We start from the raw sequence: 9,080 nt of genomic DNA on the forward strand, positions 1-9,080 counted from the left end.
CAGGTGCCCAGGTGGCGACAATGCAAAGAAGTCATTTGGCTCATTGGATTCGCTTTTCACGCTTTTATTAGAATCTGGCCGATCATCTGATTCATCAGCCTTACGCACCTTACCCGACAGGGCTCTGCGGCAGATAGCCCACATCTATGCATAACGCCCACATCCATTACAAAAGCAGTCGTGGATATCCATAAAGGCAAACAAATCGAAGAGGGGAGGAGGTGACACATCCGTGTGTCGGAACCGAGTCAGTATCGATCCGGTTTTACAATGTGAGATGGCACTCCTTTTTTTCCCCCTGAACTGCAGACCGCAAGCGAACCGGCGATCGGCGGTCCCGCCAGGTTGGCGATGACACTCCCTGTGTCGGAGCACTTCCGAATGCTCCTGTGCCACTCAACGCTTGAGAATTTACCGACCCCGACGTTCGATGAGGCAATTCTCCACATTTGTTCAGAATTGCCCGAGCCCCCGTTAGAACACCCAGCGCTGCTGCTCTTCAGGAAGCCGCAGTGGCGCCGGTTGCTCGCCGTCTGCGGGAGCGCTCACCGGTGCGAAGCCCCGAGAATCACTGAACGCCACATTCACCACCGCTGGACTGAAATAGCGCTGTGTCACGTGTTCATCCCGTGCTTCGCCGCTCGAATTCACAGCTTGTGAAGCAACCCCCACATAGGCCAAAAATGCCAACGACAGGCAGCGTGTCAGCGCCTTGTCCTTGGTCACCTTCACGATCAGTGCACGAACATTCCGACTGTTCCTCATCGTTGCATCCTCGAGTCTTCGAGCTGATATCTGCCGATAGACGGCCAATTGATATCAGCCTACCCAGACGCAAAGAACCTGGAGCAATTCACCACAATTGTTCAGATTCAGACAATCAGCCTAAACTCCGCCGGGTGGAACAGACACTGCGACAGATTCCCGGCGCCGGAGAGCAAGCGTGGACCTTGCACAGCTTCGAGCGCGGCGAAGACCTGTTACGCCAGCTTCGACGCGAGACTTTCGACCTGTTGATACTCGACTGGCAGTTGCCTGATCTCAGTGGTCTATCGCTCTTGCGCTGGACCCGTGAACATATGGAGGCACCTCCCGCCGCGATCATGCTCACCAGCCGCGATGCGGAGAGTGACATCGTCCAGGCCTTGAACGCCGGCGCCGATGATTACGTCAGCAAACCGTTCCGTCCCAATGAGCTCCAGGCCCGTGTCAGTGCCGTACTGCGCCGACACGGCTTGCAGCGCAATGCTGCCAGCGAAGTGCTGAGTTTCAACGATCTGAACTTCGATGACGCCGAACTGACGGTGACCCGCGCTGGAAAACCCATCAGCCTGACTGAACGGGAATACCGTCTGGCCCGCTGCCTGTTTGCCAACCTGGGCCGGCCGCTGTCGCGGGAATATCTCTACGAGCGTTTCTGGACCCATGAAGAGATGGTGTCTTCACGGCCACTGGATACGCACATCTACCGCCTGCGCAACAAGCTGGGGCTGACGGCCGATCGGGGTTGGCAGTTGCTGACGATCTACGGGTATGGGTATCGACTGGAAAGCGTCGCGGCTGCGAGCGAGTAAAATCTCCAGCCGTTTCTTATGAACAATAAAAAAGGCCAACGCTGAGCGTTGGCCTTTTTTATTACTGCAGGTCGTACCGGATCAGAAGTCCAGGTTAGAGACTGCCAACGCGTTGCTTTCGATGAAGTCTCGGCGTGGTTCGACCGCATCACCCATCAGGGTGTTGAAGATCTGGTCCGCGCCAATGGCGTCTTCGATGGTCACTTTGAGCATCCGGCGCGAGCCTGGGTCCATGGTGGTTTCCCATAGCTGATCCGGGTTCATCTCACCCAGACCTTTGTATCGCTGGATCGTGTGACGCTTGGTGCTTTCGGCCATCAACCACTCAAGGGCTTCCTTGAACTCGGTGACGGCTTTCTTGCGCTCGCCGCGCTGAATATAAGCGCCTTCGTCCAGAAGGGTGCTCAGTTGAGCGCCCAGCGAGACGACAGTCTTGTAGTCGTTACTGCCGAAGAAGTCGCGGTTGAAGGTGACGTAGTTCGACAGGCCGTGGGAGATCAGTTCGACCTCTGGCAGCCAGACGTTACGTTCACGGTCTTCACGCAGGCTGGCTTTGTAGACCAGGCCGGATTTCTCGACGGTGCGCAGGCGAACTTCGTACTGGGCCAGCCAGTTCTGCATCGCTGCGTGATCGGACAGTTGGTCCATGCTCACCGCTGGCAGGTAGATGAAGTGCTCGGTCAGTTCCTGCGGGTACAGGCGCGACAGACGCTTGAGCGTCTTCATCACCAGACGGAAGTCATTCACCAGACGCTCGAGGGCTTCGCCGGAGATACCCGGTGCTTCCTCGTTCAAGTGCAGGCTCGCATCTTCCAGGGCCGACTGCGTCATGTACTCTTCCATGGCGTCGTCGTCTTTGATGTATTGCTCTTGCTTGCCTTTCTTCACTTTGTACAACGGCGGCTGAGCGATGTAGATGTAGCCACGCTCGATCAGTTCCGGCAACTGACGGAAGAAGAAGGTCAGCAGCAGGGTACGAATGTGCGAACCGTCGACGTCAGCATCGGTCATGATGATGATGTTGTGATAACGCAGCTTGTCGATGTTGTACTCGTCGCGGCCGATGCCGCAGCCCAGCGCGGTGATCAAGGTGCCGACTTCTTGCGAAGAGATCATCTTGTCGAAACGCGCCTTCTCGACGTTCAGGATCTTGCCCTTGAGGGGCAGAATCGCCTGGGTCTTGCGGTTGCGTCCCTGCTTGGCGGAGCCGCCAGCAGAGTCACCTTCCACGAGGTACAGTTCGGACAGGGCAGGGTCTTTTTCCTGGCAGTCCGCCAATTTGCCCGGCAGGCCGGCGATATCCAGCGCGCCTTTACGACGGGTCATCTCACGGGCTTTACGCGCCGCTTCACGAGCACGGGCCGCATCGATCATCTTGCCGACGACCAACTTGGCTTCGTTCGGGTTTTCCAGCAGGAAGTCGGAGAAGTACTTGCCCATTTCCTGTTCGACCGCGGTCTTCACTTCGGAAGAAACCAACTTGTCTTTGGTCTGAGAGCTGAACTTCGGGTCCGGCACCTTGACCGAAATGATCGCAGTCAGGCCTTCACGGGCATCGTCACCGGTGGTGGCGACTTTGTGTTTCTTCGCCAGGCCTTCCGCTTCGATGTAGGTGTTCAGGTTACGCGTCAGTGCCGAACGGAAACCCACCAGGTGAGTGCCGCCATCGCGCTGGGGAATGTTGTTGGTGAAGCACAACAGATTCTCGTTGAAGCTGTCGTTCCACTGCAGGGCGATTTCCACGCCGATGCCGTCTTCACGCTGGACGTTGAAATGGAACACCTGGTTGACCGGAGTCTTGTTGGTGTTCAGGTATTCAACGAACGCACGCAGGCCGCCTTCGTACTTGAACAGCTCTTCCTTACCGCTGCGCTCGTCCTTGAGGACGATGCCGACACCGGAGTTGAGGAAGGACAGTTCACGAATCCGCTTGGCCAGGATGTCCCAGCTGAAGTGGATGTTCTTGAAGGTTTCAGCCGAAGGCTTGAAGTGGATCTGCGTACCGGTGGACCCACTTTCACCAACGATTTTCATCGGCTCTTGCGGAACACCGTGGACGTAAGTCTGTTCCCAGATCTTGCCGCTACGGCGAACGGTCAGGATCAGTTCTTCGGACAGGGCGTTTACAACCGACACACCTACACCGTGCAGACCGCCGGATACTTTGTAGGAGTTGTCATCGAATTTACCGCCGGCGTGCAGCACGGTCATGATGACCTCGGCTGCCGAGACGCCTTCTTCTTTATGCACGTCTACCGGAATGCCACGACCGTTGTCGCGCACGGTGATGGATTCGTCCGGGTGGATGATGATACTGATGTCGTCGCAATGACCAGCCAAAGCTTCGTCGATCGAGTTATCGACCACCTCGAACACCATGTGGTGCAGACCGCTGCCATCGTCGGTGTCACCAATGTACATACCGGGACGTTTGCGTACGGCATCCAGGCCTTTCAGCACTTTAATGCTCGTTGAGTCGTACGTATTTTCTTCGCTCATGCCTTCACTCCCGATGGTCGTGGGTCTGGGTGATACGGCCCTGTTCCACGTGGAACAGGGCGACTGGCGTTTCCGTCTGCCAGCCTTCCCTCAATAATTCATGATCTACACAGGTGATAAAGACCTGGCAGCGTAAGTCTTCCAGCAAACGGCAAAGCGCGCGGCGGTGCTGCTCATCCAGCTCGGACGGCAAGTCATCCACCAGATAAATACATTGGCCGCGCCGGGCCTGGCTGACCAAATGCCCTTGGGCAATCCGCAATGCACAGACCACCAACTTCTGCTGACCACGAGACAAGATGTCCGCGGCGTTGTGTGCGCCCAATCGAAGACGCAAATCAGCGCGTTGTGGTCCGGCCTGGGTATGCCCCATTTGCTGATCCCGGTGAACGGATGCGGCGAGCACTGCACTCAGCTCTCGCTCTTTGTCCCAACCCCGGTAATAGCTAAGCGTTAAGCCCTCGAGTTCGACGAGTTCGCTCAAGGTCTGTTCAAAGACTGGTTTCAAGGCTTTGATATAAGCGCGGCGGTATTCATCAATTTCAGCGCTGGCCTGGCACAATTCTCTGTCCCAAACCGCTTGCGAAACGGCGTCAAGTGTACCATGCCGCAGCCAAGAGTTTCTCTGGCGCAGGGCCTTCTGCAAGCGCTGCCAGGTGGACATGAAACGTGGTTCCACGTGGAACACGCCCCAATCCAGAAACTGTCTGCGAATTTTCGGTGCACCTTCCAACAGGCGAAAGCTGTCGGGGTTGATCAATTGCAGCGGCAGGATTTCTGCCAGCTGCGCAGCACTGCGGGCGTTCTGCCCGTCGATGCGAATCTGGAACTCCCCCTGGCGGTCCCGGGATATCCCCAGCGCGCTGTGTCCACCTTCGGCCAATTCGACCTGACCAAACACCGTGCACGCTAACTGCTCGTACTGGATGACCGGTAAAAGGCGGCTGCTACGAAACGAACGGGCGAGCCCCAGCAGATGAATGGCTTCCAGAACACTGGTTTTACCGCTGCCGTTGGCGCCGTACAGGATGTTGATGCGGGGAGAGGGGGAGAAGGTCACCGGGTGCAGATTGCGCACCGCGGTGACCGAGACACGACTGAGGGACATCTAGCGTCTGCTGAACATGTTTACAGGCGCATCGGCATGACAACGTAAGCCGAGTCGTCGTTGTCGGACTCTTGCACCAGCGCACTGCTGTTGGAGTCAGACAGGATCAAACGCACTTGCTCAGTGGTCATCACGCCCAGAACGTCGAGCAGATAGCTCACGTTGAAGCCGATTTCCAGCGAGCCACCGTTGTACTCAACGCCAACTTCTTCTTCCGCTTCTTCCTGTTCCGGGTTGTTCGCCTGGATCTTCAGCTGACCGTTGGCCAGTTGCAGACGAATGCCGCGGTACTTCTCGTTGGACAGAATCGCGGTACGGCTGAACGCTTCACGCAGTGCCTGGCGGTCGCCCAATACCAGCTTGTCGCYACCTTTTGGCAGAACGCGCTCGTAGTCGGGGAATTTGCCGTCGACGAGTTTAGAGGTAAAGGTGAACTCGCCGGTGGTGGCGCGAATATGGTGCTGGCCCAGAACGATGCTGACATTGCCATCCGGCTCGGTCAGCAAGCGCGCCAGTTCCAGAATACCTTTACGTGGAACGATCACCTGGTGGCGATCCGGCTGGCCGATGTCAGCCTGCATCGAGCACATGGCCAGACGGTGACCGTCGGTGGCCACGGCGCGGATGATGCCCGCCGAGACTTCCAGCAACATGCCGTTGAGGTAGTAGCGAACGTCCTGCTGAGCCATGGCGAAGCTGGTGCGCTCGATCAAACGACGCAGTTTGCTCTGCGCAAGAGTGCAGGTCAGCGAGCCCGGGCCTTCTTCCACCGTCGGGAAATCGTTGGCTGGCAACGTCGACAGGGTGAAGCGGCTACGGCCGGCTTTCACGACGAGTTTCTGCTCATCGACCTTGATGTCGATCAGCGCATCGTTCGGCAGGCTCTTGCAGATGTCCATCAGCTTACGCGCCGGGACAGTGATTTCGCCGGGCTCTGCCGGCTCTTCGAGTTGCACACGACCGACCAGCTCGACTTCCAGGTCGGTACCGGTCAACGACAACTGCTGGCCTTCGACAACCAGCAGCACGTTGGAAAGCACCGGCAAGGTCTGTCGGCGCTCGACGACGCCTGCGACCAGTTGCAGGGGTTTCAACAGGGCTTCGCGTTGAATGGTGAAATGCATGGTCTAGTCCCTTGCCTTAATAAGCTGCGCTGGTGTTCATCAAGTGGTCAGTGTACGCAGCAGGTTCTTGTAGTCCTCGCGGATGTCCGCGTCGGATTCCTTAAGTTCGTTGATCTTGCGGCATGCGTGCAAAACCGTAGTGTGGTCGCGGCCGCCAAACACGTCACCGATTTCCGGCAAGCTGTGGTTGGTCAGTTCCTTGGACAGCGCCATGGCGACTTGCCGTGGACGTGCGACCGAACGCGAACGGCGCTTGGACAGCAAATCCGAAATCTTGATCTTGTAGTACTCGGCGACGGTACGCTGAATGTTATCCACAGAGACCAGTTTGTCCTGAAGCGCCAGCAGGTCCTTCAGGGATTCGCGAATCAACTCGATGGTGATATCGCGACCCATGAAGTGCGAGTGGGCGATTACGCGTTTTAGCGCGCCTTCGAGTTCACGGACGTTGGAACGAATACGTTGGGCGATGAAGAATGCGGCATCGTGTGGCAGGTCAACTTTAGCCTGGTCAGCCTTCTTCATCAGAATCGCGACGCGGGTTTCCAGTTCCGGCGGCTCGACGGCAACCGTCAGGCCCCAGCCGAAGCGTGACTTCAAGCGCTCTTCAAGGCCTTCGATTTCTTTCGGATAACGGTCACTGGTGAGGATGACCTGTTGGCCACCTTCAAGCAGGGCGTTGAACGTGTGGAAGAACTCTTCCTGGGAACGTTCCTTGCGGGCGAAGAACTGAATGTCATCGATAAGCAGCGCATCGACCGAACGGTAGAAGCGCTTGAACTCGTTGATCGCATTCAGTTGCAGAGCCTTGACCATGTCGGCCACGAAGCGCTCGGAATGCAGGTACACGACCTTGGCATTCGGGTTCTTCTTTAATAGGTGGTTACCCACAGCGTGCATCAAGTGGGTTTTACCCAAGCCAACGCCGCCATACAGGAACAGCGGGTTGTAACCGTGCTTGGGATTGTCCGCGACCTGCCAGGCTGCCGCGCGGGCCAGTTGGTTGGACTTACCTTCGACAAAGTTCTCGAAGGTAAAGGTGCGGTTCAGGTAGCTGGTGTGCTTGAGCGCGCCTTCGACCTGCACAGTGCGTTGTTCTGCACGTACCGGGGCCTGTTGCGAGCTGGCGCCGGCCATTGGGTCGAAGCTGTCGCGAGACGGTTCTTCGCTGACCTCGACGGCTTTTTGCGTTGTACGTTTGGTCGACGCGGCAGGCGCAGATGCGCTGACGGGTGCAGGTGCAGCCGCGGCCTGGGCTTGAGACGCCGCTGCGGCCAACGGTGCATTCGGCGCAGCACGAGGTGCCGAACTGCGTTTGCTGCCTATTAATAAGGAAAGCGCCGGCGCCATGCCATTGCCATGCTCATCCAGCAACTCGAGCACGCGGCTCAGGTACTTTTCGTTGACCCAGTCGAGAACAAAACGATTCGGTGCGTAGACACGCAACTCGTCGCCTTCGGCTTCGACCTGTAGTGGACGGATCCAAGTGTTGAATTGTTGGGCAGGCAGCTCATCGCGCAAAAGCTCCACGCACTGCTGCCAAAGTTCCACTGACACGGATATCCCCTAAGTTGAAAGCCGGTGAGGCAAAAACAAGCGGCCATTGTAGCGACCAGACGCAGACTTATCCACACGTAGGTTGCTCACGGGTGTCGAAGAATCAACGCGTTATACGCAAAAAAGACGACCAATGGTCTGTGCATAAGCTCTGTGGATAAGCCCACTTAAGCTCGTTGTACAAGTGGGGGGCAAACTCGGTGGATAACCTGCCTGTGGATAACTACCCTTTCCACACACAGCTTATCCGACAGCGCAGCACAGGCTGACCACCGTTTTCCACTGTAGTTGTCATTCTCTGTACAGCACGGAATAGAAGGGTTAAAGGTACTTATCCACAGAGGATGGCGGGTCTAGCTTTTATAAGCTTTACAGAAAAGCTTTAAATAATTCCCTTCTTTATTTTTATATCTAGCTGTCCACCTTTCAAGGACGAACCCCGCGGATATCCATTTAAAGGAAACGTTGGTTGGAAATTGACCTAGAGGCTTGCTTTCTCTAGAATCCCCGGTCTCTTAAAACGGGGGCCATTCCGGCCCGTTGTGGACGAACCAGGTAACACGACATGAAACGTACTTTCCAACCAAGCACTATCAAACGCGCTCGTACCCACGGTTTCCGTGCTCGCATGGCTACCAAGAACGGCCGTGCCGTCCTGTCGCGTCGTCGCGCCAAAGGTCGTGCGCGTCTGGCAGTTTGATAATCCGGTACTGGAGGTGAGTCAGGACTTCAGTCGGGAAAAGCGTTTGCTTACCCCCCGGCATTTCAAGGCAGTCTTTGACTCCCCTACCGGCAAGGTTCCGGGGAAAAATCTCCTGCTCCTTGCACGCACCAACGATCTTGATCACCCCCGTCTAGGGCTGGTTATCGGGAAAAAGAGTGTGAAGCTCTCCGTTGAGCGCAATCGCCTCAAACGTCTGATGCGCGAATCGTTTCGCCTCCACCAGGATTCTCTGGTTGGTTGGGATATCGTTATCGTCGCGCGCAAAGGTTTGGGCGATGTAGAAAACCCCGAATTGATTCAGCATTTCGGCAAACTCTGGAAACGTCTGGCACGCAGCACGCCGGTACCAGCAGTCAAAACCGAAACTGTAGGGGTAGACAGCACTGATGCGTAAACTGGCGCTCGTTCCGATCCAGTTTTATCGCTATGCCATTAGTCCTTTGATGGCCAGCCACTGTCGTTTCTACCCCAGTTGTTCCTGCTACGCGTATGAA

Annotated in this window: 9 protein-coding genes; 4 read left to right on the forward strand and 5 right to left on the reverse strand. The window is 56.5% G+C overall.

The features are described from left to right. Positions 1 to 474: 474 nt before the first annotated feature. Positions 475 to 765, reverse strand: a complete 291-nt coding sequence (locus AC1DH9_RS15150) for a hypothetical protein (protein ID WP_427546501.1) — start codon at positions 763 to 765, stop codon at positions 475 to 477. 86 nt (positions 766 to 851) lie between these two features. Between AC1DH9_RS15150 and AC1DH9_RS15155 the strand changes: the two genes are divergently transcribed. Beyond that, positions 852 to 1,574, forward strand: coding sequence for a response regulator transcription factor (locus tag AC1DH9_RS15155; RefSeq protein WP_477808367.1), 723 nt, complete (start codon positions 852 to 854; stop codon positions 1,572 to 1,574). A gap of 81 nt (positions 1,575 to 1,655) precedes the next feature. Here AC1DH9_RS15155 and gyrB read toward each other — a convergent pair whose 3' ends face one another. The 4 genes from gyrB to dnaA are packed head-to-tail and all read right to left on the reverse strand — an operon-like array spanning position 1,656 to position 7,862. Further along, positions 1,656 to 4,073, reverse strand: a complete 2,418-nt coding sequence (gene gyrB, locus AC1DH9_RS15160; RefSeq protein ID WP_019694408.1) for a DNA topoisomerase (ATP-hydrolyzing) subunit B — start codon at positions 4,071 to 4,073, stop codon at positions 1,656 to 1,658. Between the two features lie 4 nt (positions 4,074 to 4,077). After that, positions 4,078 to 5,181, reverse strand: coding sequence for a DNA replication/repair protein RecF (gene recF / locus AC1DH9_RS15165; RefSeq protein ID WP_054594865.1), 1,104 nt, complete (start codon positions 5,179 to 5,181; stop codon positions 4,078 to 4,080). Between the two features lie 20 nt (positions 5,182 to 5,201). After that, a complete protein-coding gene (dnaN, locus tag AC1DH9_RS15170; protein WP_477808366.1) occupies positions 5,202 to 6,305 on the reverse strand; it encodes a DNA polymerase III subunit beta in 1,104 nt (367 codons plus the stop codon). 39 nt (positions 6,306 to 6,344) lie between these two features. Next, positions 6,345 to 7,862, reverse strand: a complete 1,518-nt coding sequence (gene dnaA, locus AC1DH9_RS15175) for a chromosomal replication initiator protein DnaA (RefSeq protein ID WP_427546506.1) — start codon at positions 7,860 to 7,862, stop codon at positions 6,345 to 6,347. A gap of 565 nt (positions 7,863 to 8,427) precedes the next feature. On the opposite strand from dnaA, the gene rpmH reads away from it, so the two are divergent. The 3 genes from rpmH to yidD all read left to right on the forward strand — a co-directional run. Further along, positions 8,428 to 8,562: a 50S ribosomal protein L34 gene (gene rpmH, locus AC1DH9_RS15180; RefSeq protein WP_003213577.1), complete on the forward strand. Its 135-nt coding sequence runs from the start codon at positions 8,428 to 8,430 to the stop codon at positions 8,560 to 8,562. A 16-nt stretch (positions 8,563 to 8,578) separates the two neighbouring features. Next, positions 8,579 to 8,980 carry a ribonuclease P protein component gene (gene rnpA / locus AC1DH9_RS15185; protein WP_031319651.1) on the forward strand — a complete coding sequence of 134 codons (402 nt, stop codon included), beginning with the start codon at positions 8,579 to 8,581 and terminating at the stop codon, positions 8,978 to 8,980. Continuing rightward, the coding region (yidD, locus tag AC1DH9_RS15190) for a membrane protein insertion efficiency factor YidD (RefSeq protein WP_427564708.1) at positions 8,973 to 9,080 on the forward strand (108 nt) is incomplete at its 3' end. The genes rnpA and yidD, both read left to right, overlap by 8 nt.

The sequence above is a fragment of the Pseudomonas sp. 05T35 genome, assembly GCF_056396605.1.